The sequence below is a fragment of the Micromonospora sp. NPDC003816 genome (assembly GCF_042874705.1).
Classification (GTDB): domain Bacteria; phylum Actinomycetota; class Actinomycetes; order Mycobacteriales; family Micromonosporaceae; genus Micromonospora.
The window spans coordinates 34,510-58,343 of sequence record NZ_JBIANP010000019.1; the positions used below are offsets into that span (position 1 = coordinate 34,510).

The 23,834-nt window shown below is 73.4% G+C and carries 20 protein-coding genes, 1 rRNA gene and 1 pseudogene; 2 read left to right on the forward strand and 20 right to left on the reverse strand.

The annotated features are described in order from the left end of the window. Window positions 1-48 precede the first annotated feature (48 nt). The 3 genes from ACFYTT_RS30210 to ald form a co-directional block, all read right to left on the reverse strand. The gene (locus ACFYTT_RS30210; protein ID WP_117230487.1) at window positions 49-972 is read right to left on the reverse strand and encodes a ParA family protein; all 924 of its coding nucleotides are present in this window, start codon (window positions 970-972) and stop codon (window positions 49-51) included. 230 nt (window positions 973-1,202) lie between these two features. After that, window positions 1,203-2,192, reverse strand: a complete 990-nt coding sequence (locus tag ACFYTT_RS30215) for a tyrosine recombinase (RefSeq protein ID WP_176095743.1) — start codon at window positions 2,190-2,192, stop codon at window positions 1,203-1,205. A 10-nt stretch (window positions 2,193-2,202) separates the two neighbouring features. Beyond that, window positions 2,203-3,318, reverse strand: coding sequence for an alanine dehydrogenase (gene ald / locus ACFYTT_RS30220; protein ID WP_131055545.1), 1,116 nt, complete (start codon window positions 3,316-3,318; stop codon window positions 2,203-2,205). 217 nt (window positions 3,319-3,535) lie between these two features. On the opposite strand from ald, the gene ACFYTT_RS30225 reads away from it, so the two are divergent. Beyond that, window positions 3,536-3,865, forward strand: coding sequence for a TM2 domain-containing protein (locus ACFYTT_RS30225; RefSeq protein WP_343232782.1), 330 nt, complete (start codon window positions 3,536-3,538; stop codon window positions 3,863-3,865). A 60-nt stretch (window positions 3,866-3,925) separates the two neighbouring features. Here the strand turns inward: ACFYTT_RS30225 and ACFYTT_RS30230 are convergent, their stop codons facing one another. The 13 genes from ACFYTT_RS30230 to ACFYTT_RS30290 all read right to left on the reverse strand — a co-directional run bounded on the left by ACFYTT_RS30230 (window position 3,926) and on the right by ACFYTT_RS30290 (window position 19,440). Next, on the reverse strand, window positions 3,926-4,543 hold the full coding sequence (locus ACFYTT_RS30230) for an NUDIX hydrolase (protein WP_131055549.1): 618 nt from the start codon (window positions 4,541-4,543) through the stop codon (window positions 3,926-3,928). Further along, complete coding sequence (locus ACFYTT_RS30235) at window positions 4,540-6,273, reverse strand: CTP synthase (RefSeq protein WP_387264324.1); 1,734 nt, start codon at window positions 6,271-6,273, stop codon at window positions 4,540-4,542. Before ACFYTT_RS30235 ends, ACFYTT_RS30230 begins: the two co-directional genes overlap by 4 nt. Before the next feature lie 138 nt (window positions 6,274-6,411). Further along, window positions 6,412-8,691, reverse strand: coding sequence for a hypothetical protein (locus ACFYTT_RS30240; protein WP_387264326.1), 2,280 nt, complete (start codon window positions 8,689-8,691; stop codon window positions 6,412-6,414). Beyond that, window positions 8,691-9,851: a glycosyltransferase family 4 protein gene (locus ACFYTT_RS30245; RefSeq protein ID WP_387264328.1), complete on the reverse strand. Its 1,161-nt coding sequence runs from the start codon at window positions 9,849-9,851 to the stop codon at window positions 8,691-8,693. Before ACFYTT_RS30245 ends, ACFYTT_RS30240 begins: the two co-directional genes overlap by 1 nt. A gap of 108 nt (window positions 9,852-9,959) precedes the next feature. Then, the gene (gene murJ / locus ACFYTT_RS30250) at window positions 9,960-11,612 is read right to left on the reverse strand and encodes a murein biosynthesis integral membrane protein MurJ (protein WP_387264330.1); all 1,653 of its coding nucleotides are present in this window, start codon (window positions 11,610-11,612) and stop codon (window positions 9,960-9,962) included. Between the two features lies 1 nt (window position 11,613). Next, on the reverse strand, window positions 11,614-12,480 hold the full coding sequence (locus ACFYTT_RS30255) for a hypothetical protein (protein WP_387264345.1): 867 nt from the start codon (window positions 12,478-12,480) through the stop codon (window positions 11,614-11,616). Window positions 12,481-12,569: 89 nt separating this feature from the next. Next, window positions 12,570-13,508, reverse strand: coding sequence for a copper transporter (locus ACFYTT_RS30260; RefSeq protein WP_131054655.1), 939 nt, complete (start codon window positions 13,506-13,508; stop codon window positions 12,570-12,572). Between the two features lie 27 nt (window positions 13,509-13,535). Then, window positions 13,536-14,714: a putative cytokinetic ring protein SteA gene (gene steA, locus ACFYTT_RS30265; RefSeq protein WP_131054654.1), complete on the reverse strand. Its 1,179-nt coding sequence runs from the start codon at window positions 14,712-14,714 to the stop codon at window positions 13,536-13,538. Between the two features lie 119 nt (window positions 14,715-14,833). Next, window positions 14,834-16,591 (reverse strand): DNA repair protein RecN, encoded by a 1,758-nt coding sequence (gene recN / locus ACFYTT_RS30270; RefSeq protein WP_176093332.1) that lies wholly within the window; start codon window positions 16,589-16,591, stop codon window positions 14,834-14,836. A gap of 57 nt (window positions 16,592-16,648) precedes the next feature. Continuing rightward, window positions 16,649-17,533 (reverse strand): NAD kinase, encoded by an 885-nt coding sequence (locus ACFYTT_RS30275; protein WP_131054652.1) that lies wholly within the window; start codon window positions 17,531-17,533, stop codon window positions 16,649-16,651. 79 nt (window positions 17,534-17,612) lie between these two features. Next, window positions 17,613-18,473, reverse strand: coding sequence for a TlyA family RNA methyltransferase (locus ACFYTT_RS30280; RefSeq protein ID WP_387264333.1), 861 nt, complete (start codon window positions 18,471-18,473; stop codon window positions 17,613-17,615). A gap of 15 nt (window positions 18,474-18,488) precedes the next feature. After that, the gene (locus ACFYTT_RS30285) at window positions 18,489-18,713 is read right to left on the reverse strand and encodes a hypothetical protein (protein ID WP_254876780.1); all 225 of its coding nucleotides are present in this window, start codon (window positions 18,711-18,713) and stop codon (window positions 18,489-18,491) included. 94 nt (window positions 18,714-18,807) lie between these two features. Continuing rightward, entirely contained in the window at window positions 18,808-19,440 is a 633-nt protein-coding gene (locus ACFYTT_RS30290; protein ID WP_387264335.1) for a phasin family protein, read from the reverse strand. Window positions 19,441-19,553: 113 nt separating this feature from the next. Between ACFYTT_RS30290 and ACFYTT_RS30295 the strand changes: the two genes are divergently transcribed. Continuing rightward, window positions 19,554-19,892: an SCP2 sterol-binding domain-containing protein gene (locus ACFYTT_RS30295; protein ID WP_387264337.1), complete on the forward strand. Its 339-nt coding sequence runs from the start codon at window positions 19,554-19,556 to the stop codon at window positions 19,890-19,892. Between the two features lie 57 nt (window positions 19,893-19,949). Here the strand turns inward: ACFYTT_RS30295 and ACFYTT_RS30300 are convergent, their stop codons facing one another. From ACFYTT_RS30300 to rrf, 4 genes and pseudogenes are all read right to left on the reverse strand, one after another. Beyond that, a complete protein-coding gene (locus ACFYTT_RS30300; protein ID WP_176093329.1) occupies window positions 19,950-20,969 on the reverse strand; it encodes an HAD-IIA family hydrolase in 1,020 nt (339 codons plus the stop codon). A gap of 191 nt (window positions 20,970-21,160) precedes the next feature. Continuing rightward, window positions 21,161-21,961 (reverse strand): annotated as a pseudogene (locus tag ACFYTT_RS30305) (tetratricopeptide repeat protein); the annotation flags it as partial. Then, on the reverse strand, window positions 21,928-23,589 hold the full coding sequence (locus ACFYTT_RS30310) for a hypothetical protein (RefSeq protein ID WP_387264339.1): 1,662 nt from the start codon (window positions 23,587-23,589) through the stop codon (window positions 21,928-21,930). The pseudogene ACFYTT_RS30305 and the gene ACFYTT_RS30310, both read right to left, overlap by 34 nt. 151 nt (window positions 23,590-23,740) lie before the next feature. Next, window positions 23,741-23,834 (reverse strand): 5S ribosomal RNA (gene rrf, locus ACFYTT_RS30315); the annotation flags it as partial.

A 23,834-nucleotide genomic window follows, 5' to 3' on the forward strand; every position in this document is an offset into this window, starting at 1 on the left:
TCACGCCGACGACCGTAGTCCACGGCCTGGACACCGATGGTTACCGGCCTACCGCTCCGCCTGCGCGGCGATCACCTCGCGGGCCAACTGACGGTAGTTACGGGCCCCCGAGGAGGCCGGGTCGAGCGTGGTGATCGGGGCACCCGCGACGGTCGACTCGGGGAACTTCACCGTCTTGGTGATCACCGTCTGGTAGACCTTGTCGCCGAACGCCTCCACCACCCGCTGGAGCACCTGCCGGCAGTGCGTGGTGCGGCTGTCGTACATGGTGGCGAGGATGCCTTCCAACTCCAGGTCGAAGTTGAGCCGCTCGCGCACCTTGTCGATGGTGTCCAGCAGCAGGGCGACACCGCGCAGGCTGAAGAACTCGCACTCCAGCGGGATGAGGACGCCGTGCGCCACGGTCAACGCGTTGATCGCCAGCAGGCCGAGCGAGGGCTGGCAGTCGATGAGGATGTAGTCGTACTCCTTGCGGACGCTCCTGAGCACGCGGGCCAGAGCCATCTCGCGGGCGACCTCGTTGACCAGCTGTATCTCGGCGGCGGAGAGGTCGATGTTGGCCGGCAGCAGGTGCAGCCCGGCCACGTCGGTCTTGATCAGGACGTCCTCGGCGGTCACGTCGTCCTGCATGAGCAGGTTGTAGACCGACAGGTCGAGGTTGTGCGGGTTGACGCCCAGCCCGACCGAGAGGGCGCCCTGCGGGTCGAAGTCGACCAGGAGCACCTTGCGGCCGTACTCGGCGAGCGCGGCGCCGAGGTTGATGGTGGTCGTGGTCTTGCCGACGCCACCCTTCTGGTTGGCCATCGCGATGATCCGCGCCGGGCCGTGCCGGTCCGTGGGCATCGGCTCGGGGATGGGCTTGCGCATCGTGTAGGCGGCCGGGTCGGCCGGACCCAGGTCCGAGCCGAGCGCGTTCTGCTGTTCGCGGAGCTCCGACGTCCAGGTCTCGGCACGGTCACCGTTGCCAGCCATGTCCTCGTTGCCCCCTCCCGACGACCATCTGGCGTCGGAGCCGCCCGACGTCCTTCGCGGCGCCGCTGCGCACCCCGGTCATCCCGCCGCCAGGCCGCGCCGATCCCGACTGTACGCCACCGACGAGCAGGGCGTTCACTACCCGCTCGGCGTGTCGGGCGGTGGTACCGACCGGTGCCGTCCCGCCCCACCTCCACCGGCCAGGCCGGCGGCGTTTCCCGCGCCTCGGGTCAGTGCAGGGCACGCGGGTGCGCGGTGGCGTAGACCTCACGCAGCCGGTCCACGGTCACCAGCGTGTAGACCTGCGTGGTGGTGACCGAGGCGTGGCCGAGCAACTCCTGCACCACCCGGACGTCGGCGCCGCCGTCGAGAAGGTGGGTCGCGTACGAGTGTCGCAGGGTGTGCGGGGAGACCGCCTCGGACCCCTCCACCGGCAGGCCGGCCCGGGCAGCGGCGCGACGCAGCACGGTCCAGGCGCCCTGCCGGGTCAGCGGGCCGCCCCGGGCGTTCAGGAACACCCTCGGGGTGCCCCGGCCGGCGGTGACCAGTCCGGGCCGGGCGCGGACCAGGTAGGCGCCGAGCGCCCGCAGCGCGTGCCCGCCGACCGGCACCAGTCGGCTGCGCCCGCCCTTGCCGTGCAGCAGCACCACCCCGTCGTCGAGGTCCACGTCGTCCACGGCCGCGCCGATGGCCTCGGAGATGCGGGCGCCGGTGCCGTACAGGAACTCCAGCAGCGCCCGGTCGCGCAGCGCCAGCGGCGCCTGCTCCCCCGCCGCGTCCACCGGGCCGGCGGTCTCCAGCAGCCGGACCACCGCGTCGACGGGCAGCGCGCGGGGCAGTCGGCGCGGTGGGGTGGGCGGGCGTACGTCACGGCTCGGGTCGGCGCCGACCAGGCCCTCACGCAGCGCGAAGCGGTGCAGCCCACGCACGGCGCTGGCGGCGCGGGCGGCCGAGGAGACGGCCAGCGGCGGGCGGCCGTCGTCACCGGTGCGCAGTCGGGCCAGGTGCCGTTCGATCTCGCCGGCCGAGACCCCGGCGAGGTCGTCCACCCCGGCGGCGGCCAGCGAGTCGAGGTAGCGGTCCAGGTCGCGGCGGTACGAGGTGAGGGTGTTCACCGCCAGTCCACGTTCGACGGTGAGGTGGTCGAGGTAGCCGCGCAGCGCACGACGCAGGGCCGGCGCCGGTTCGGGGCCGGCCCGTTCGTCGGTCGCCGTGCTCAGCGCTTCCCCCTCAGCCCAGCGCCTCGGTGAGCGCGAGGGTGGGCAGGCCGTGCGCCTCGGCCACCGGGCCGTAGACGACCTGGCCGGCGTGGGTGTTCAGGCCCAGGGCCAGTGCCGGGTCGCGCCGCGACGCCTCCCGCCAGCCGTGGTTGGCCAGTTCGAGGGCGTACGGCAGGGTGACGTTGGTGAGCGCGTAGGTGCTGGTGTTCGGCACCGCGCCGGGCATGTTCGCCACGCAGTAGAAGATCGACTCGTGCACCCGGTAGACCGGTTCGTCGTGCGTGGTCGGCCGCGAGTCCTCGAAGCAGCCACCCTGGTCGATGGCGATGTCGACGAGCACGCTGCCGGGCTTCATCCGGGACACCAGCTCGTTGGAGATCAGCTTCGGTGCCTTGGCGCCGGGCACCAGCACCGCGCCGATGACCAGGTCCGCGTCGAGCACGGCCCGTTCGATCTCGTACGCGTTGGAGGCGACGGTCTGCAGGTGTCCCCGGTAGATGGCGTCGGCCTGCCGCAACCGGCCGACGTTCTTGTCCAGCAGCAGCACCTCGGACTGCAGGCCCAGCGCGATCGCGGCGGCGTTCATGCCGGAGACCCCGGCACCGATGACCACGGTCTTCGCCGCGTACACGCCCGAGACGCCACCGGGCAGCACGCCCCGGCCGCCTCCGGTACGCATCAGATGGAAGGCGCCGACCTGCGGGGCGAGTCGGCCGGCCACCTCGGACATCGGGGCGAGCAGCGGCAGGGAGCGGTCCGGCAGCTCGACCGTCTCGTACGCGATGCCGGTGACCCTGCGGTCGAGCAGCGCCTGGGTGCAGTCGCGCGAGGCGGCCAGGTGCAGGTAGGTGAAGAGGACCTGACCCTCGCGCATCCGGTGGTACTCCTCGGCGACCGGCTCCTTGACCTTGAGCACCATGTCGGCGGCGTCCCACACCTCGTCGGCGGTGTCCAGGATCTTGGCGCCGGCGGCGGTGAACTCCTCGTCGGTGATGCTGGAGCCGACCCCGGCACCGGCCTCGACGAAGACCTGGTGACCGCCGCGGGTGAACTCGTTGACGCCCGCGGGCGTGATCGCCACCCGGTACTCGTGGTTCTTGACCTCGCGGGGGATGCCGACCTTCACGATGCAGACACCTCTCTCCGGGGACGGCTCCCCCGACTGGGCGGTGCCGCGGCGGCCCCTTTGCCGCGACGGTCGACCGGTCCCGTGGGCGGCAGTTTAGGCGTACCGGCGCGTCGCGGGAGCGTGCACCATGACATCCGGTGGCCGCGAACCCTGACGATGTGTCAGGTGTACGGGCAGCCCACCGGCCGGGTCCACCTCAGCCGACAGGACAGTATTGGTCGACATCGTCCCACGTGGTGCCTACCGGTGCGGACAGCGTCGGTGTGGATCACTATCGTGTCGCCTCATGACTATTCCCCCCTATCAGCCCGGGTACCCCCAGGGCGTTTCCGACAAGAGCAAGGTCATCGCCGGTGTCCTGCAGATCCTGCTGGGCGGCTTCGGCGTCGGCCGGTTCTACATGGGTGACACCAAGACCGGCGTCATCCAGCTCGTCGTCACGCTGGTGACCTGCGGTATCGGCAGCCTCTGGGGTCTGATCGACGGCATCCTGATCCTGGTCAACGGTGGCGTCGACGGACAGGGTCGCCCGCTGCGCGACTGATCCGGCATGCGAACAGGGGCCGCGCGGTGATCCGCGCGGCCCCTGTCGTCGTGCTCCCGCTCAGCCCGGCAGCGGGGTGTCCGCCCGGCGCAGCACCGACCAACCGGCGTCGCGGGCGCGGGCGGCGGCCAGCAGCCCGGCCACGCACGGGCCGTTGGTGACCTCACCGGCCAGCACCATGCCGACCGCCTCGTCCAGGTCGATCCGGACGATCTGCAGGTCGGCCTCCTCGTCGTGCCGGTCGTGCCGCTGCTCCGCCGGCACCTCGCCGAGGTCCCGGGCCAGGAAGACCCGGACCAGCTCGTCGGTGAACCCGGGTGAGCTGTGCACGTCGACCAGCACGTCGAGCCGACCGGCGGTCAGGTCGACCTCCTCGGCCAGCTCCCGCGCCGCGGTCACCGCCGGGTCCTCGCCGGTGACGTCGGTCAGCCCGGCCGGCAGCTCCCAGAGGCGCCGGCCGACCGGCTGGCGGTACTGCCGGATCAGCACCACCTGGCCGGCGTCGTCCAACGCCACCACGGCCACCGCACCGACGTGCCGGACCAGGTCACGCGGGGCCGTCCCGCCGCCGGGCATGCTCACCTGCTCGGTGACCACGTCGAAGATCCGACCGCGGTACTGCACCTCGCGGGAGAGCACCTCGTAGCGGTGCTCGACCGCCCTGCCGGCGTCGCTCACGACGCCGAGGGGACGGTCGTGGCGGTGCCGTTGCGCGCGGCCCGCTCGGCACCGTCCAGGTCGACCGGAAGCTGGTCGGCCTGCGAGTACGCCACCGCCGCCTGAACGAACGCGGCGAACAGCGGGTGCGGTCGGGTGGGGCGGCTCTTCAGCTCCGGGTGGGCCTGGGTGGCCACGAAGAACGGGTGCAGCTCGCGGTCCAGCTCGACGAACTCGACCAGCCGCCCGTCCGGCGAGGTACCCGAGATCCGCAGCCCGGCCTTGGCGAGCTGGTCGCGGTAGGCGTTGTTCACCTCGTACCGGTGCCGGTGCCGTTCGCTGGCCTCGGTGCTGCCGTACGCCTCGGCGACGATCGACCCCTCGGCGAGCGCCGCCGGGTACGCGCCGAGCCGCATGGTGCCGCCCAGGTCGCCCTTGCCGGCCACGATGTCCTCCTGGTCGGCCATGGTGGCGATGACCGGGTGCACGGCCTCGGCGTCGAACTCCACGGAGTTGGCGCCGTCCAGCCCGGCCAGGTGCCGGGCCACCTCGATGGTCATGCACTGCAGGCCGAGGCAGAGCCCGAGCAGCGGGATGCCGTTCTCCCGCGCGTACCGGGCGGTGCCGATCTTGCCCTCGATGCCCCGCACGCCGAACCCGCCGGGGATGACGATGCCGTCGACACCGGCCAGGGCCGCCGCCGCGCCCGCCGGGGTGACGCAGTCGTCGCTGGGCACCCAACGCAACTGCACCCGGGCCCGGTTGCCGAAGCCGGCCGCCCGGATCGCCTCGCTGACCGACAGGTACGCGTCCGGCAGGTCGACGTACTTGCCGACCAGCGCCACGGTGACCGTGCGCCGGGGCTGGTGCACCCGCTCCAGCAGGTCGTCCCAGCCCTCCCAGTCCACGTCCCGGAAGGAGAGCCCGAGACGGCGCACCACGTACGCGTCGAGCCCCTCCCGGTGCAGGACCTTCGGGATGTCGTAGATGCTGGGCGCGTCCGGGGCGGCGATGACCGCCTCGGCGTCGACATCGCAGTAGAGCGACAGCTTGTGCTTGAGCTTGTCCGGGATCTCCCGGTCCGAGCGGCAGACGATGGCGTCGGGCTGGATACCGATGTTGCGCAGCTGCGCCACCGAGTGCTGGGTCGGCTTGGTCTTCAGCTCCCCCGAGGGCGCCAGGTACGGCACCAGCGAGACGTGCAGATAGAAGCAGTTGTCCCGGCCCAGGTCGTGACGGACCTGCCGGATCGCCTCCAGGAACGGCAGCGACTCGATGTCGCCGACCGTGCCGCCCACCTCGGTGATCACCACGTCCGGCGTACGGCCGTCGTCGTCCGGATCGCCCATCGCCAGGATCCGCGACTTGATCTCGTTGGTGATGTGCGGGATCACCTGGACGGTGTCGCCCAGGTACTCCCCGCGCCGTTCCTTGGCGATCACCTCCGAGTAGATCTGGCCGGTGGTGACGTTCGCCTTGCCGGACAGCGCCCGGTCCAGGAAACGCTCGTAGTGACCGACGTCCAGGTCGGTCTCGGCGCCGTCCTCGGTCACGAAAACCTCGCCGTGCTGGAACGGGTTCATGGTGCCGGGGTCCACGTTGAGGTACGGGTCGAGCTTCTGCATCACCACACGAAGTCCCCGCGCGGTGAGCAGATTGCCGAGGCTGGAGGCGGTGAGCCCCTTACCCAGCGAGGAGGCGACTCCCCCGGTGACGAAAATGTGCCTGGTCGTCCGTGCTGAAGGGGCCAAGGCCTGCTCCCGTGTCGTCCGTCGCGGTCGTGCAGACCGCCGAGCCAATCAGCGAAGTGATCACGCGATCCACGGGATTCCACGGTAACACCTCGCCTGAGGCACTCCCGGGCCGCACCCGAGGTACCGCTCCCGGGGTCACCCGGTCGCGACCTCGGCCGACGACCGTACCGCCCGGCCACGCCCGCGTTCACCCTCGGTACCGGCCCCGGCGGCGTCCTCGACCGGCGCACCGGCGCACGCCGTGTCCTCGGCACCCGGGGTGGCCGCGTCGCCCGCCCGGGTGTCGGACCGGATGGTGTCCGACGGCCGGTCGGTGCCGGGCCGGGTGCGGTCCGCCGAGTGGTCGAGCACCCGCAACGCCGACAGCGCCGCCATCGGCACCACCACGGCCGCCGCCGCTCCCGCCACGTCCAGCGCCGCCGCGCTCAGCACCCCGCCGATGCCGACGGCCACACCGGTGCCCGCCATCGCCGCTCGGATCGCCGGATAGATGCCGAACAGCCGCATCAGCCCGCCCCACGGCTGGAGCAGGGCGAACCACACCAGCAACGCACCGGCCAACGCCAGCACGGTCAACGGGCTGTTCATCAGGGTGTCGATGTTCGAGGCGCTGGACCGCTGCACGGTCAACCCACCGGTGCCGTCGCCCAGTGCCGCGAGGAACCGGCCCAGGCTGCCGCGATCGGCCGGTGGGCGGCCGAGGTCCACGACCGCGAACCCGACCATCACCGCCAGTCCGGCCATGGTCGCCCACGCCAACCGGGTCAACGTCAGCCACCCGCCCGCGCTGATCGCCGCCGCGACGCTCACCCCGGCGGTCACCGCGATCGCGCCGATCGAGTCGGCACCCAGGTACGCACTGCCGACCACCACCACGGCGGCACCGCCCACCAGCACCATCACCATCGGTCGCCACGTCCGGTGCACCTGCTGGGCGAGCCAGCCGCCGGTCAGCAGCGCGCCGGCCACGAAGACGCCGAGCCCCACGGTGCCGAGCCCGGCATACCGGCCGCCCTCCAACGCGGAGTACCCGATCACACCGTTGAGCTGGAGACGGGCCCCGGTGACCACGTCCAGGCCGACGGCCAACGTGGTGAGACCGGCCACCGCGCCGAGCGGTCCCAACGTGGTGCCGTATCCCGGCGTCAACCGCACCAGCAACGTCGCGGCGGCCAGCAGCACCATGGTCAGCCCGGCGAAGGAAGCGGCCGGGTGGACGTTGCGCCACCACGGCACGGCCTCGGCGAGCAGGGCCGCCGGGATGGCCAGCGCCGCCGCCACCAGCAGCAGCTCCACCACCGCCACCACCCGCCGGGACACCGGCTTCGGCCCGTACGGTCCGGCGTGCCGGCGGGCGCGGCGCAGCAGCGGCAACACCGCCAGGGCCAGCGCTACCTGCACGGCGGCCAGCACCGTGAAGAATCCGCCCGCCACCTGCCGCTGCGCGGCGGCCTCCCGGTCCGCGTCGGCGGGCTCGGCGATCGCGGCGGCCAGGTCGGCCGGCCGCCCACCGACCGACTCGGCGGGCCGGCCGAGGAACGGCCGGTCCGGCATCGGACGGCCCAACGCCGCCAGCGCGGTCGGCGCGAGGTCGATCAGTTGCAGGTAGCCCTGCCGACCGGTGCTGGGCGAGGTCAGCCAGCCCTCCTCCCAGCCGGGGCCGTCGGCGACGGCCACGTGCAGCCGGGACGGCCGCTCGGTGTCGGAGACCCCGGCGACGATCACCAGGGACCGCGGCGGCCGACCCGCCAGCACCCGGGCCAGCTGGGCGTCGGCCGCTTGCGCCGACGCCGACCGCGACGCCTCGTCCTCACCCTCGACGGTGCCGGCGTCGACGATGCTGAGCACGCAGGATCCGAGCAGCTCGGCCGGATCCTCCGGCAGCGTCGGCGCGTACCGGTCGACCCGACCGAACGGCCGCGCGGCGGCCACCGCCGCACCCGGGCCGACCGCCACCGAGCAGCGCACCGACTCCGACAGCGCGCCGGGCACCGTGCCCCACGGCAGCCGCTCCTGGTTGCGCAGCACGACGCTCTCCTGCTGCGGCAGGTTCGCGCCGATGCCGTCGGGCTGCTCCACCGTCACGTCGGCGGGCGGACACTGCCCGTCGGTCGGGCTGCCGGCCCAGGCGGCGAAGCCCCCCGCGCCGAGCGTGAGCCAGCCGTCCACCGGGCAGGTGGGTCGGTACACCGACCGCACCGACAACGAACCGATCGAGCCCTCCTGCGCCATCCGCCACAACGTCGGCGTACGCTGCGCGTCCACGTCCTCCCACCGCAGCCCGGCCACCCCGACCAGCACCACGTAGTCGGCGCTCTGCCGGGGCGGCGGGCTCTCCGGACGGGCCGCCAGCACGGTGACGCCGAGCGCCACCACGACCAGGGTCAACAGGATCGGTGCGATTCGGCGCAACATCACCGGCGTCCCGTCGACGGCGTGTCGGCACCGGGCGTCGGCCCGGCCCGGCCCGAGGTCAACTCGGCGTAGAGCGCGACCAGCTGGGCCACGGTCTGCGCCTCGGTGGGCCAGGTCGCGGCCCGCGCGACACCCTGACGGCCCAGCTCGGCGCGGCGCGTCGCGTCGTCGAGCAGGTCACCGACCGCCGCGTCGACCGCGTCGACGTCGCCCGGCGGCACCAGCACCGCGGCGTCCCCCACCAGGTCCGGCAGGCCACCCACCTCGGTCGCCACCAGCGGTACCCCGACCCGCAGCGCCTCCTGCGCGAACAGTTGTCGGGCCTCCCAGTCGCTGGTCACCACCGCCAGGTCCGCCCCGGCCAGCAGATCGGCCACGTCGGTGCGGTGCCCGAGCAGGGTCACCGGCGCCCGCGCGGCACTGATCCGGGCAGCCAACGGCAGGTACGCCGGACCGCTCCCGGCGATCACCACGGCCGGCGGCGGCACCCGTTCCCGCCACCGGGCGGCGGCGTCCACCAGCACGTCGTACCGCTTCTGCGGGTGCAGCCGACCGACCGAGAGGATCAACGGCTGGTCGGCGGCCACCCCGAACTCGGCCCGTACGGCGGCCCGGCCCCGGCGCGGCGCGGGCAGCTCGGGAGCGGCCACCGGGGCGAGCCGGGCATCCCCGGCCCCGAGCCCGACGGCCCGGGCCACCAGGTCGGCGGAGGCCCCCAGCGTCACCCGGGCGCCCCGGGCCACCATCTTCTCGGCCCACCGCGACAGGCTGCCCCGCAGCCCACCGGCGAGCACCGCGTTGTGCCAGGTGACCACCAGCGGGGCGGCCGGTCGGGCGAGCACCGCGACCAAGCCGGCGCGCAGCCCGTGCGCGTGCACCACACCCACCTGTTCACCGGCCAGCACCCGGCGCAGCGTGGTGATCGCACGGACGTCACCCGGCGTCGGGCTGGCCGGGATCTCCACCGGCGCGAACCGTGCCCCGGTCGCCACGAAGTCGAACTGGTCCTGGGTCGCCGCCGGCCCGCAGACCAGCACCGACTCACCGGCCGCCGTCAATCCACGGGCCACCGCCCGGACATGCTGCCCGACACCACCGGTGCTGGAGGCCAGCAACAACACCACCGTGCCCCACCGGGCATCCGCACCCCTCGCGCTCACCGGTCACGCCCTCCGTTCGCGACTGCGGGGCTCGCAAGCTCACTCCTCGCGCTCACCGAGCCGACCTTCCGTTCGCGACTGCGGGGCTCGCAAGCTCACTCCTCGCGCTCACCCGGATCGACCCTCCGTTTCGGCGCTTGCCTTCCCGTCCCCTCGCCCGCCTCCGCTCCGGGTCCGGCGTAGGCGTCGACGCAACCCGGTCAGCAGTGGCCGCACGTCCCGCCGGTCGACCAACCAGACCACGCCGAGGAAGACGACGACGACCAGGACTCCGGACAGCATGCCCTGCACGAGCGCCGCCGACCGCGTCGGGGTCCCGCCCCACCAACCGAGCAGCAGCAGCGCCGCGAGGGCGGCGCTCGCACCCGCCAGCACCCCGGCGGCACCGGCCCGCACGGCACCGGCCAGCGCCGCCGGACCGGCCGCGCGCCGCACGGCCACCAGCAGCAGCCCGCCGAGCAGCAGCATTCCCGCCGAGTTGGCCAGCGCCACGGCGAGCACCCGGTCGGACGTCGGGAGCAGTGCCGCCAACGGCAGCGTACCGAGCGTGACCGCCAGCCAACCGGCACTGATGGCGACGGTGGCCTCCCGGGTCGCGCCCCGGGCGTACAGGGCGCGGGAGAGGACCGCGAACAGCCCGTACCCGAGCAGCCCCGGGGCGAAGCCGGCGACGGCCGTGGCGGTGGCGGAGGCGTCCAGCGGGAAGAACCGGCCGATCGGGCCGGCCACCCCGACCAGTGCCGCCGCGCCCAGGCAACTGGACAGCAGCACCGCGCGCAACGTCCCGGACAGGGTGTCGCGGTAGCCGGCCTCGTCGCCGCCGGCCGCCGTCTCGGCCAACGCCGGGTACGCGGCCGTGGCCAGCGGCACCGCCAGCACCGCCCAGGGCAGCAGATAGAACGTCTGGGCCAGGTTGAACACCTGCGGGGCCTCGGTCCGACCACCGGAGATCTGATAGAGGATCACCAGCGTGGCCACCTGCTGGGCGGTGACGGTGACCACACCGGCGGTGACCAGACCACCCACCCGCGCCCGCGCGTCGGCCGGGAAGCCGTATCCGGGGCGCAGTCGCAGGCGGAGCCGCCGCAACGGGATCAGCAGCGACAGCGAGAGCACCACCACACCGAGCGTGGTGCCGCCGGACAGGATCAGTTCCGCGCCCCGGCCCGCCTGCGCCACGCTCGCCCCCGGACCGGCCACGGCCACGAAGACGAGGTACGCCACGATCACCGTCAGGCTGGACAGCAGCGGCGCGATCACCGGCCAGGCGAAGCGGCGGTGGGCCTGGAGCACACCGGTCAGCACGATCCCGATGCCGTAGAGCGGCACCTGCGGCGCGAAGACCCGCAGCATCCGGGCCCCGGCCGCCAGCTCCTCCGGGCTGCGGCTGTGGAAGACCGACACGATCTGCTCGGCGCCCAGGGCCACCAGCACCGCCAACGGCACCAGCAGCGTCACCGTCCAGGTCAGCAGCGCGCTCGTGGTCGCCGCCACGGCCCGCCGGTCGCCGGCCGCGACCGCACCGGCGAGCAGCGGTACGACCAGGCTGGCCAGCGCCCCGCCGGCCACGATCTCGAAGATGATGTTGGGGACGGTGTTCGCGATCACGTACATCGCGCCCAGGTCGCTGTCCTGCACCACCCAGGTGAAGACGGCGGTACGGCCGAACCCGGCCAGCCGGCTGACCACGGTGAGCACGGCGATCAGCGCGGCGGCCCCGGCCACCCGGCCGGCGCCGGCGAGGGGTGTCGGTCTGGTCACGTCAGTCGTCGCGACGGCCCAGCGCGTCGAGTTCACGCAGGCCCGGGGTGCGCGCGATGACGGCGGTGAAGCTGACCTTCTCGCTGGCCGCCGTCAGGCCGGCGAGCACCGCCAGGATCCCGGCCCGACCGATCGGGCCGGTGCGTGCGGCCAGCGCCACGCCGAGCACGGCGCCGAGCGCGTTCGCGCCGCTGTCGCCGAGCATCACGTCCTCGTCGAGGTCGGCGGGAAGCAGCCCGGCGGCGGCGCCCACCGCACCGGCGGCGATCCCACCGGTCGCGCCACCGACCAGCGGCGCGCCGAGCAGCAGGCCCGACTTCAGCGCCCGCCCGGGTCGCAGGTCGAGCAGGTTGAGCAGGTTGGCGGTGCCGGCCACCACACCGGCGCCGAGCAGCACGTCCACGGTCCGGCCCAGCCCGCCCTGGCGACGCCGACCACGGTGCCCGGCCACCCGGGGGTCGGCGGCGAGCAGCGCGGCGGCACCCAGACCGGCCGCGCCCACTCCGACGATCTTGACCAGGCCGGTGCTGACCCGCCCCTGCCGCAGCGCGGCGAGGTGTCCCGCGAAGCCCTTGTCCGCCTTCTGCTCCGGCCGGGCGCCGACCACGTCGTCGTAGAGCCCGACGGCACCGGCGCCGAGCCCCGCCACCAGGACCGCCGCTCCTCCCGGCACGCTGGGCGCGCCACCGGCCGCCGCCCCGGAGGCGCTCACCGCCAGCGCCGGCCCGGCCGCCAGCGTCACCGTACGGCCACGGAAGTTCGTTCGCGCCAGTGTCGGACCGGCCGGGGAGGTACGGATCTCACGGAGCGCGTACCGGGCGGCAGCCGCACCGACCCCCGCCGCCAGCAGTCGACCGAGTACGCCCACGCCCCAGCTCACCTCGCTCGCTCACGCCGTCTGCGCCGCCGGTCGGCGGACGACATCGTCGAACCGGACACCCGGGGTGTCCCGTCGACTCACTGGGGCAGTCTAGGCACCAGCTCGACGTTGTCACCCACGCCGTACTGGCCGGCCTTGCGCTCGTTGAGCTGTTGCACGACGGCCAGCGAGGTGACGAGCTGCCCCTGGACGGTGTTGGCGTTGTCGACGGTGGAGATGGTCTGCGCCAGCACCGCGTCGCCCCGGACGAAGGAGACCAGGTTGCCGCCGGTGGAGCCGTTGCCGGCGACCACGATGCCGCCGGTGCGGTCGAACTGCTCGGCGATCTTCACCACCGACTCGTCCTTCTTGGCGGAGTCCTTGTCCACGTACGGCTGGCCGCTGATCACCACGACCGCCTCGGCGGCGTCGGTGATCCGGTCCGCGGTGGTCAGGTAGTTCGCGTTGCCGTACGCGGTCACCACCGCCCGCCGGTCGGCCTCGGTGACCGGCTCGGCCCCGGCGGGCTGATCCAGCAGCACGGTGGCCAGCAGCGCGCTGGAGGTCTCCACGCCGTGCCCGTTGCCGGGCAGTCCGCTGGTCGGCGCGCTGGTGGGCCGGGCCGCGGTGACCGCCAGTTCCAGCAGGTTGTTGTTGTTCTCCGGGTTGATGAACTTGTCCTGCAGGTCGACCCGCCCGGTGATCACGGCACCCGCCAGCTCCAGCATCTTGACCACGCCCTCGGTGTGGTCCCGGCCGGTGGGCAGGCTGAGCACCAGCACCCGCTTGCCGGTCAGCTTGCCCGGCAGGATCACCTGGGCCATCTCGGCCGCGAACTCCTCCTCCAGCTCCAGCTCGCGCTGCATGTTCTGGACCGTCTGGCGCATCTGCTGGTTGTCCTTGCGCAGCGAGTTGACGGTCTCCTTGAGCGAGTCCGCGACCGGGCCGTTGAGGGCGGCTGTACCGACGACCAGGCCGATCGCCAACGCGAGGAAGACCGCGGTCAGGGACACCACGTGGTACCGGAAGTTGATCACGCTTGCAGCCTCTTGATCGGTCGGGAGCTAGAAGAGCTGGCCGAGCTGGAACACAAAATTGTCCCACCACTCGGAGACCACGCCCAAATACGCCTTGCCGACGGTGGACACCGCCACCGCCGAGGCCATCGCCGCCACCGCCGAGAGCACCAGCAGCAACAACGAGGAACCCGAGATGCTCTGCCGGTAGAGCCGGCTCACACCCTTGGCGTCGACCAGCTTGCCACCGACCTTGAGCCGGGTGAGGAACGTCGACGCCATGCCGCCGCGCCCCTTGTCCAGGAACTCGACCAGGGTGGCGTGGGTGCCCACCGCGACGATCAGCGAAGCGCCCTTCTCGTCGGCCAGCAGCATCGCGAGGTCCTCGCTGGTGGCGGCGGCGGGGAAGGTCACCGCCGGCACCCCCAGGCCGTTGACCCGGGGCAGACCGGGAGCCCGGCCGTCCGGGTACGCGTGCACGATCACCTCGGCGCCGCAGCGCAGCACGTCGTCGGTGACCGAGTCCATGTCACCGATGATCATGTCCGGCGTGTAGCCCGCCTCGACCAGCGCGTCGGCCCCGCCGTCGACGCCGATCAGCACCGGCTTGAACTCCCGGATGTACGGGCGCAGCACGTCCAGGTCGGCCTTGTAGTCGTACCCCCGCACCACGATCAGGCAGTGCCGGCCCTGGATCTCGGTCGCGATGTCCGGTACGCCGACACCGTCGAGCAGCAGGTCACGTTCCTGCTTGAGGTAGTCCATGGTGTTGGCGGCGAACGCCTCCAACTGCACCGACAGGCCCTCGCGGGCGTCGCTCATCGCCTTGGCCACGCTCTCGGCGTCCTGCAGGCTGCCGTGCGCCAGCGGCTCGTCGCCGAGATAGACGGTGTTGCCCTCGATCCGCACGGTGTCGCCCTCGCGGATCCGCTCGAAGACGCCCTCACCGAGGTCGTCCAGGAGTGGGATGCCCGCCGCGACGAGCACCTCCGGACCGAGGTTGGGATAGCGGCCGGAGACCGACGGCTTGGCGTTGAGGACCGCGCCGACGCCCACGGCGACCAGCGAGTCGGCGGCGACCCGGTCCAGGTCGACATGGTCGATCACGGCGATGTCACCGGGGCGGAGCCGACCGACCAGGCGTTTCGTCCGGCGGTCGAGGCGGGCGGTGCCGAGGATTCGTCCCGGTTCCGCGTTCCGGGTCCGGCGCAACGTGGGTAGACGCATCGTGACCATCCTGGCATGTGAGGCAGGCGAATCTGTCGCGACATGCCTGAGCAGGGCCGCCTACCCAGGGAAGCACAGATGGGCGAAGGCCGGTGTGCCTCCGCTCACAATGACGGTTCTCACGACCGCCGTTCTCGGGCCGCGACGGCCAGCAACTCCTCCGCGTGGGCGATACCCAGATCCGAGTCCGGCAAACCCGCGAGCATCCGGGCCAGTTCCCGGGCCCGCTCGGTGTCCTCCACCACCCGCACCCCGCTGGTGGTCACCGCGCCACCGGTGTCCTTCGCCACCACCAGGTGGCGGTCGGCGAACGCGGCCACCTGCGGCAGGTGGGTCACCACCAGCACCTGGTGGCTGCGGGCCAACCGGGCCAGCCGACGGCCGATCTCCACCGCCGCCTGACCGCCGACCCCCGCGTCGACCTCGTCGAAGACCAGCGTGGGCGGACCGCCCGAACCGGCGAAGACGACCTCGATGGCGAGCATCACCCGGGACAGCTCACCGCCGGACGCGCCGCGCTGCAACGGCAACGACGGCGCACCGGGATGGGCCAGCAGCCGCAACTCGACCTCGTCGCCGCCGTCCGGCCCGACACCGACCTCCACCCCGTTGACCGGCAACGTGGGCTCGGTCCGCCCGGCCGGCCGGGGCAGCACCGCCACCTCGACGCGGGCGTGCGGCATGGCTAGCCCGGCCAACTCGACGGTCACCTGCTCGGCGAAGCGCACCGCCGCCTCCTGGCGGGACGCCGACAACCGGCCGGCCAACTCGGCCACCTCACCGGCCAGCCGGGACGCCTCCCGGTCCAGTTCCTCAAGGACCTCGTCGGAGATGTCCAGGTCGGACAGTCGGGTCCGGGCCCGTTCCGCCCAGGCGATCACCCCGTCGACGTCGTCGGCGTACTTGCGGGTCAACGCCCGCAGCGCGGCCCGGCGCTCGTAGATGCTCTGCAGCCGGGCCGGGTCGGCGTCCAGCCCGGTGAGGTACGTCGACAGTTCCACCGACACGTCGGCGACCAGGGTCGCCGCCTCCTCCAACCGCGCCGCCAGCTCACCCAGGGCCGGATCGGTGCCGGCCTGGGCCTCCAACGTCCGCCGGGCGGTGCCGAGCAGCGCCGAGGCGTCCGTGGTGTCGTCGGTGGCCTCCAACCCGCCGGCCACGCACTGGTGGGCGACCTGCGCCGCGGTACGCAGTCCCTCGGCGTGTTCCAGCCGCTGCGCCTCGGTCTTGAGCTCGTCGTCCTCACCGGCCTGCGGATCGACCCGGGTGATCTCGTCGAGCCCGAGCCGCAGCAGATCCGCCTCCTGGTGGCGCTCCCGCGCGTTGCGCCGCCGGTCCGCCAGGTCGTCGACCACCCGACGCCACTGCGTGTACGCCTCGCGCGTCGCCTCCAGCAGCTTCTCGTGCTCCGGCCCGGCGAAGCGGTCCAGGGCGGCCCGCTGCTCGGCGGGACGCAGCAGGCGCAACTGGTCGGACTGGCCGTGTACGGCCACCACCTGTTCGCCCACCTCGCCGAGCGTCGACACCGGCATGCTCCGCCCGCCCAGATGCGCCCGCGAGCGACCCTCCACGGTGACCGTCCGGCTCAGCAGCATCGCGCCGTCGTCGTCGGGCTCGCCCCCGGCGTCCGTGATCCGGGCGTGCACCGATTCGGCGACCCGACCGCTGAGACGCAGGCGCCCCTCGACGACGGCCCGACCGGGCTGGGCACGCACCCGCCCCGCGTCGGCACGACCCCCGAAGAGCAGGCCAAGGCCGGTGACCACCATCGTCTTACCGGCACCGGTCTCGCCGGTGATGACATTCATGCCACCGGCGAGCGGCAGCGTGGTGTCCTCGATGACGCCCAGTCCGGTGATCCGTAGCTCCTCCAGCACAGCACCCGACAGTAGACGCGTGGCCCGACACTTGACCAGCCGGCGCGGCGACCCGGGTCAGCGGCGGTTGCCCCGCCAGCCGTGCACCGGCAGGTCGAACTTGGCCACCAGGCGGTCGGTGAACGACCGGTCGCGCAGCCGCACGATCCGCACCGGCAGGACACCGCGACGCACCGTGACCCGGGCGCCCGGCGGCAGGTCGTAGACCCGCCGCCCGTCGCAGGAGAGCACCGCCAGCGTGGTGAACGGGTCCACGGTGATCGAGAAGGTCGAGGTGGGCGCGGTCACCAGCGGCCGGCTGAACAGGGCGTGCGCGCTGATCGGCACCAGCAGCAGCGCCTCCACCTCGGGCCAGACCACGGGCCCGCCGCCGGAGAAGGCGTACGCCGTCGAGCCGGTCGGCGTGGCGCAGACCACCCCGTCGCACCCGTACCGCGACAGGGGGCGACCGTCCACATCGACCAGCAGCTCCAGCATCTGGGCCCGTTCGCCCTTCTCGACGCTGATCTCGTTGAGCGCCCACGACTCGATCGTCGGCCCGCCGTCGAACTCGGCGGTGACGTCCAGGGTGAGCCGCTCGTTGACGCTGTAGTTGCGGCCCACCACGTCGCGTACGGCGAGATCCAGATCGTCGATCTCCGCCTCGGCCAGGAAGCCGACCTTGCCCAGGTTGATGCCGAGCAGCGGCACCTTCGCCGGGCGGGCCAGCTCGGCGGCACGCAGGAAGGTGCCGTCACCACCGAGCGCGAAGACGATCTCGGCACCCTCGGCCGCCTCCGGCCCGGTCACCGGCACCGCACCCGGCAGATCGAGATCCTCGGCCTCCTCGGCCACCACCCGGACCTCGAAGCCGGCGGCGATCAGGTCGGCCGCGACCGTACGCGCGTGTTCCGTGCTGCGTCGGCGACCCGTGTGGGTCACCAGCAGGGCGGTACGGGTCACCGGAAGGCCCGCCCGCCGTGGGTCGGCCGTCGCGTCGAACCACCCGGACCTACCCCCGCCGTGGCGGAGTTGCCCTCACTCACCCGGCCACCTCCTTCGTCACCTCGTCACGCGCGTCACCGGCGGCCGCCGGCGCACCGGGCCCGGCCGCCACCACGGCCCGTACCCGTTCCGGGTCGGCCGCTGGCGCGTCCCGGCGTAACCATACGAAGAACTCGACGTTGCCGCTCGGGCCGGGCAGCGGGCTGGCCGCCAGCTCCGCCAGCCCCAGTCCGAGCGTCGCGGCGGACGCGGCGACGTCGAGCACCGCCTCGGCCCGCAGCGCCGGGTCCCGCACCACGCCACCCGCACCGACCCGTTCCCGGCCCACCTCGAACTGGGGCTTGACCATCAACGCCAGGTCGCCGTCGACGGCCGTGCAGGCGGCCAAGGCCGGCAGCACCAGCCGCAGCGAGATGAACGACAGGTCGGCCACCGTCAGGTCGACCTGTCCTTCGATCGCCTCGGCGGTCAGCGTCCGGACGTTCGTCCGTTCCAGGACCCGGACCCGCTCGTCGGTCCGCAGCGACCAGGCGAGCTGTCCGTAGCCGACGTCGACCGCCACCACCTCGGCCGCGCCCGCCCGCAGCAGCACGTCGGTGAAGCCGCCGGTGGACGCCCCGGCGTCCAGGCACCGCCGGCCGGTCACGGCCAGCCCACCGGGGGCGAAGGCGGCCAGCGCACCGGCCAGTTTGTGTCCGCCCCGGGAGACGTACTCGGAGGCGGGGTCGGCGCCGGTGACCACCAGCGGGTCGGCGGGGTCGACCATCGCGGCGGCCTTGCGGGCCACCACCCCCCGAAGCCGTACCCGACCGGCCTCCACCAGGTCGGCGGCCTGCTCCCGGGAGCGGGCCAGGCCACGACGGACGAGTTCGGCGTCCAACCGGTTACGACGTGCCATGGGCGGAGGGTCTCCTCAGGCCTGGTCGATGGTGGCGAGCGTTTCCCGCAACGTCTGGTACGCGGCCTCGTACTGCGCGATCTGGTCGGCCGGCGCGAGGTTCGCGGCGTTCGCCATCGCCTGCACGGCGGCGTCCACCGCCGGGTGTCCCCCGTCGTCGGCGCCGTCCTCGCTCCACGACTGCGGCGGTGGACCCGGGCGCGGCCCCGGTGGTGGCCCGGGCCGTGGCGACACGCTCACCGCCGCGCTCCGGCCCGCGTCGCAGCACCCGATCCGACGTCTCGCCGCCCCACGGCCGACCGCGTCGGCCCGGGGCGCCGCGAGCGACGGCCGGTCACGGCGTGGTGTCCGGGCGGCTGGCGGGTCGGGCCGGGGCGTCACCGTCGGCGGGACGTGCCACCGAACCCGGCGTCTTCTTCGCCACCGCCTTCTTCGCGACCTTCGCCACGGCCTTCTTCGCCGCTGGCTGATCCTCCGGCGGCGGCACGGCACCCGCCTTCTTCGCGACCGCCTTCTTCGCCACGGCCTTCTTGGCGACCGGGTTCTTCGCCGCCGCGTGCCCGGTCGGCGGGGCCGCCGCCGCGGTCTCGGCGGCCTCGGCCGCCAGGTCGGCGGGCGTGCCGACCTCCGGACCTCCGGAGACCGGCGACGGTACGGCGGTGGTGTCGGCCGCCGCGCGCAGCCAGCGTTCCAGCTCGCGTACCCGCCGCTCCAACTCCTCGACCTCGTCGGCGGTGGCCAGCCCCACGGCGCCGAGCGCGCGTTCGACCTCGAACCGCACCAGCTTGGTCAGCGCCTCCCGGTTCTCCGCGCCGGTCGAGCGCAGTTCCTCGGCCAACGTCTGGAGCTGTGCGGCGGTCGCGCCGGTCGAACCGGCCAACCGGCGTACCGCGTCCTGCGCCTTCTTCCGGGGCGCCTCCGTCAGGCCCATGGCCAGTTCGAGGTAGGCGCGCCACGCGTCCTGCATGCCTGAGTCCTTTCACCCGCGGTTCCGGCAGGTGTCACGCTACCGGGCCGCGGTCGGGATCCCGTGCGGTACGGTGCCCGGAGTACGACGTGGTGTGAGGCGAGGAGGCGACGGTGGCCACCGTGGACGAGTGTCGGCAGGCGTTGCGGGATCTGGCCGCGCGGCTGGACCGCAACGCGGAGACCGTCCGCGAGCACGTCGACCTGGACCGCACCCTGGCCTGCCGGATCAGCGACCTGGAGACCGCCTTCCACGGTCGACTCACCGGTGGACGGCTGCTCGGGCTGACCGACGGCGACGATCCTAAGGCGAAGATCGCCATGACCACCACCAGCGACGACCTGATCGCCCTGGTCCGTGGTGACCTCGACGTGACCCGCGCGGTGGCCAGCCGACGCGTCTCGATCAAGGCCAACCCGTTCGACCTGATGAAACTGCGCAAGTTGCTCTGAGTGCCGGCACGCTCACCGCACCGGACAGGAGCGGTGGCACTTCTCGGCACGCGTGGCTCAGCCGGTCAGGCCGAGTGCCTCCAGCGCCGTCGCCGCCTCCGGCGAACCCGGGCGCGGCACACCCTCCGACCGACGCTCCCACGCCACGGCGCAGAGCGCCGCGAGCGCGTCCAGCGGTCGACCCGCGCCGGTCAGCTCCCAGCCGTCCGGCCCGGTCGTGACGCGCCAACCACCGTGCTCCGCATCGGCCGCCGGTACCCGCACCATCGCGGTCGGCTCGAAGAGCCCCGCCAGGTCCCAGGCCACCGCCGTGGGCCGGCGGTCCGGCGGCGCGGCGAGCAACTCGGGTACGTCACTGACGCCGGTGAGCACCAACAGGCTGTCCAGTCCCGCCCGGTTGGCACCCTCGATGTCGGTGTCCAGTCGGTCACCGACCACCAGGGACCGGCCCTCGCCCGCCCGTCGCGCGGCGGTGGCGAACAGTTCCGGCGACGGTTTGCCCACCACCTCGTCGGGCTGCCGGTTCAGCGCGGTCGCCAGCGCGGCGACCAACGAACCGTTGCCCGGCAGCGGGCCCCGCCCGCTGGGCAGCGTCCGGTCCGTGTTGGTGGCGATCCACGCGGCCCCGCCGCGTACCGCCACCGCTGCCTCGGCCAGGTCGGCCCAGCCGACCTGCGGGCCGTACCCCTGGATCACCGCGACCGGCGACTCGTCGGCACCGGAGACCGGCGTCAGACCCGCCTCGCGGATCTCCGCCCGCAGCGCCTCGGCACCCACCACCAGCACCGGGGCGCCGGCCGGCAGCCGCTCCCCCAACAGCTGAGCGGCGGCGGCCGCGCTGGTCAGCACCTCGTCCGGCCGCGCCGGTACGCCCATCCCGGTGAGCAGGTCGGCCACGTCGGCCGGCCGGCGCGAGGCGTTGTTCGTCGCGTACGCCACCGCCCGACCCTCGCCGTGCAGCCGGGCGACCGCCTCGACCGCGCCGGGGATCGGCCGGTCGATCAGATAGATCACCCCGTCCAGGTCGAAGACGACCAGGGCGTACCCGTCGACCAGCCGCTCCCCGTCACCGCTCATCGCCGCTCGGTCTCCGAATCCCCGGACCGCTCGCCGTCCGCCGGGGACGACTCGCCGACACCACTCGCCGCCGGCACGTCGAACGCCGTCACGACACCACTCGTCGCCGCAACGTCGGACGCCGTCACGGCATCCGACGGGACGATCTCGTCACCACGAGACTCCGCCTCGACGGCCACGACCCGGTCGTCCCCGACCTCGTCCTCGTCCTCGACCGCGTCGTTGGCGGCACGATCGTCGCTGACCGCGTCGACGTCGTCCTCGACCCCAGCAACGTCGTCGACCGCGTCCTCGGCCGTATCGACGTCGTCGGGGCGCCCGTCCTCGGTCAGCTCGCTGTCCGGCCGGGCCGGTACCGCACCCGGAGTGCCGGGGCCCGCGACCAGTTCCTCGGTGGCCTCGTCCTCGTCGTCGCTCTCGATGACCACGCCGTCGAGTTCGAGCAGCCGCTCCGCCGCGTCGGTCTCCGCCTCGGCGTCGACCTCGGCCGCACGGGAGAACCACTCCCGGGCCTCGGCCCGGCGGTCCACCGCGAGCAGCGCGTCCGCGTACGCGTACCGCAGCCGGGCCGTCCACGGCTGGGCCGTGTCGGTGGTCAGCTCGGGCACCTGGAGCATGGCCACGGCCGCGTCCCGCTGACCCAGGTCGCCTCGCGCACCGGCGGCCACGATCAGCAGCTCGATGGCGACGGCGGCCTCCAGCTTCTCCTGCTCGGCTCCACGGAACAGGTCGATGGCCCGCTCGGGCCGCCCCAGCGCCCGCTCACAGTCCGCGAGGACCGCGAGGTGACTCTGCACACCGCTCATCCGGTGGTACGTCCGCAGTTCCGCGATCGCCGTCTGCCACTCGCCCGCGTGGTACGCGGCCAGACCGACCGCCTCACGCACGGCGGCGATCCGGGACGCCAGCCGACGGGCGGCCATCGCGTGGGCCAGTGCCTCGGCGGGGTCCTCGTCGATCAGCTGCCCGGTCGCCACGAGGTGCCGGGCCACGCTGTCCGCGACCCCCTTCGACAGCGACAGCAGCTCCGCGCGTACGTCCTTGTCGAGATCGGTCGCGACGATCTCGTCCGGCAGCACCGGGGCCGGCGTACGCCCACCCTCGGCCTGGTCCGACCCGTCACGTCGGTCCCGGTCGTCGCGGAAGCCACCGTCCCGACGCTCACCGTCCCGGAAGCCCGAGCCGCTCGACGCGCGGTCGCGGAAGCCACCCTCACGACGGTCACCGCCCCGGAAACCACCTTCCGAGCGCTCACCGCCCCGGAAGCCGCCGTCACGACGGTCGCCGTCCCGACGGTCCGGCCGGAAGCCACCCTCGCGGCGATCGTTGCCCCGGAAACCGCCCTCACGACGGTCACCGTCGCGTGCGCTGCCTTCCCGGCGGGCACCGCCGAAGCCGCCCTCGGTACGCCGGTAGCCACCGCCGTCGCCCTGACGGCGGTCGTCGCCACCCCGGCGAGAGCCTTCGTCCCGTCGATCCGGCCGGTACCCGCCCTCACGACGGTCACCCGAGCCGAAGTCACGTGCGGAACCGCGCGAGGCACCGTCCCGGTCCCGCGAACCGCCGTCCCGGAAACCTCCCTCGCGACGCTCACCACGGAAACCGCCCTCACGACGGTCACCATCGCGACGGTCGCTGCGGAAACCACCCCGGTCCTGGGAGCCCCGGTCCTGGGAGCCCCTGCTGAAACCGCCCTCACGACGCTCACCGTCGCGGCGCTCGCCACGGAAGCCGCCGTCGCGGCGGTCGCCACCACGGAAACCGCCCTCACGACTGTCGCTGCCCCGGAAGCCGCCCTCACGACGGTCGCCACCACGGAAGCCACTCTCGCGACTGTCGCCGCCACGGAAGCCGCCCTCACGACGGTCACCACCGTCACGACGCTCCGGCCGGAAGCCACCTTCACGACGGTCACCGCCCCGGAAGCCACCTTCACGACGGTCACCGCCCCGGAAACCGCCCTCACGACGCTCGCCGCCCCGGAAACCGCCCTCACGGCGGTCGCCACCACCGTCACGACGGTCGGGGCGGAAGCCGCTGTCCCGACTGTCGCCGTCCCGGCGGTCGCTGCGGAAACCACCCTCGCGACGGTCACCACCATCGCGACGCTCCGGCCGGAAGCCACCCTCACGACGGTCGCCACCACGGAAACCACTCTCGCGACGGTCACCGCCCCGGAAACCGCCCTCACGACGGTCACCGCCCCGGAAACCACCCTCGCGACGGTCACCGCCCCGAAAGCCACCGGTAGGCCGGTCGCCTCGGGCGCCGGTGCCGCGCTGGTCGTTGTCGCGGCGGAAACCCGGTCGGTCATCGCCCTGGCGACGCTCGCCGAAACCGCCCTCACGCCGCTCACCACGGAAGCCGCCGGTGCCGCGATCGCCGCGGGAGCCTTCCCGGTCGCCACCGGAGCCACGTCGGTCGCCACCGAAGCCGCCGCCGGTGCCCCGGTCGCTACCTCGGTAGCCGCCCTCACGACGGTCGCCGTCCCGACGGAAGCCACCGGACCGGGAACGGTCAGCACCGTAACCGCCGGCGCCACGTCCACCGTCGCGGGAGTCACGCTCCCGACCGCGATCGTCGCGGTACGACGGACGGTCGCCACGGCGGTTGTCGCCATCGCGGTCGCCGGGCCGTCCCTCGTAGCCCCGGGGACGGTCGTCGCCCTGAGGTCCAGAACTCACTGGTACATCCTTCCTGAATACGTCGTTCCACGACGCAACGCAGTCGAGGGCCGTCCCGATTCCGGGCGGCCCTCGACTGTAACGTGTGTCCGGCGGTGTCCTACTCTCCCACACCCTCCCGGGTGCAGTACCATCGGCGCTGGAGGGCTTAGCTTCCGGGTTCGGAATGTAACCGGGCGTT

Coding starts and splice junctions, on each gene's coding strand:
- ACFYTT_RS30210 (WP_117230487.1), bottom strand. CDS start 972: ATGGCTGGCAACGGTGACCGTGCCGAGACCTGGACGTCGGAGCTCCGC.
- ACFYTT_RS30240 (WP_387264326.1), bottom strand. CDS start 8,691: ATGTTGCGCCGAATCGCACCGATCCTGTTGACCCTGGTCGTGGTGGCG.
- ACFYTT_RS30300 (WP_176093329.1), bottom strand. CDS start 20,969: ATGAGCGGTGACGGGGAGCGGCTGGTCGACGGGTACGCCCTGGTCGTC.
- ACFYTT_RS30310 (WP_387264339.1), bottom strand. CDS start 23,589: ATGGCGACAACCGCCGTGGCGACCGTCCGTCGTACCGCGACGATCGCG.
- ACFYTT_RS30290 (WP_387264335.1), bottom strand. CDS start 19,440: ATGCAGGACGCGTGGCGCGCCTACCTCGAACTGGCCATGGGCCTGACG.
- ACFYTT_RS30280 (WP_387264333.1), bottom strand. CDS start 18,473: ATGGCACGTCGTAACCGGTTGGACGCCGAACTCGTCCGTCGTGGCCTG.
- steA (WP_131054654.1), bottom strand. CDS start 14,714: ATGCGTCTACCCACGTTGCGCCGGACCCGGAACGCGGAACCGGGACGA.